Consider the following 1,020-nt stretch of genomic DNA (forward strand, 5'->3'; position numbering starts at 1 on the left):
GTTGTACAGTATTTAAAACAGGGCCTATTTCAAAGAAAATCAATGCACTTTTTGGAGATAAGAATAGAGTTATAACCTTTTATGGTATTAGAAGCAGAGAAAGTACAAGTAGAAGTAAATATGATGATGCAACTGATAGTCCGAAAATAGTAAAACAAAAGGTTGTTTCTCCAATTTTTAATTGGTTTGATTTTGATGTCTGGCTTTATATTTTTGCTAACCGTTTAGACTTTAATGATGCATATAGGTTAGGTTATACACGAGTTGGATGTTGGTGTTGTCCCAACAACAGTGAATGGTCGCAATTTTTGTCTAAGATATATTTGAATGATTTATCAACAAAATGGGAGAATATTCTCATAAATTTTGCAAAAAAGATAGGGAAAGAAGATGCCGAAGTTTATGTGAGAGAGGGTAAATGGAAAGCGCGGCAAGGGGGAATAGGATTAGAACATAGTAAGAACTCAGTGGTGATTTTCAGACCTTGTGCAACAGAAGAAAAAGCATTTAACTATGTATTGACAAAACCAATTTCAGATGAGCTTTATGAGTTTTTCAAGCCGTTTGGAGAATTAAATTTTGATATAGGCAATAAATTGTTGGGGGAAGTTTTTGTTTTAGATGAAAATAGAAATGTAGTATTAAAAATTCAAGGTGTTAAAGGTGATAGAGAATTAAAAGTAAAAATTTACAAGGCTAAAAGTAACATAAACTTTATAAAACAGAAAATAGATGCACAAATTACAAAATTCCAAATGTGCATAGGGTGTTTAGCTTGTGAGGGTATTTGTCCTTTCAATGCAATAAAGGTTAGAGAAAAGGGATATAAAATAGAAGAAACAAAATGTAAACATTGCGGGAAATGTATTAGTTATTTTGATGGTGGCTGTTATATTCGCAAAGTCTTAGCAATCAAGAGAGGAGTTAATGATTAATGGAAACTTTAAAATATAAACTCAAAGGTCATGGGTCCTTTTATATTAGAGAAGGATGGTTAAGGAAAGGGCTAAAAAAGTTAAA

The 1,020-nt window shown here is 31.5% G+C and carries 1 protein-coding gene; it reads left to right on the plus strand.

All coding sequences use genetic code 11. The features are described from left to right. A partial coding sequence (locus tag H964_RS05975) for a phosphoadenosine phosphosulfate reductase domain-containing protein (RefSeq protein ID WP_039765666.1) occupies nucleotides 1-935 on the plus strand: 935 nt, incomplete at its 5' end. Between the last annotated feature and the right edge of the window lie 85 nt (nucleotides 936-1,020).

Origin of the sequence: Caldicellulosiruptor sp. F32 (assembly GCF_000404025.1) — a bacterium.
Classification (GTDB): domain Bacteria; phylum Bacillota; class Thermoanaerobacteria; order Caldicellulosiruptorales; family Caldicellulosiruptoraceae; genus Caldicellulosiruptor; species Caldicellulosiruptor saccharolyticus.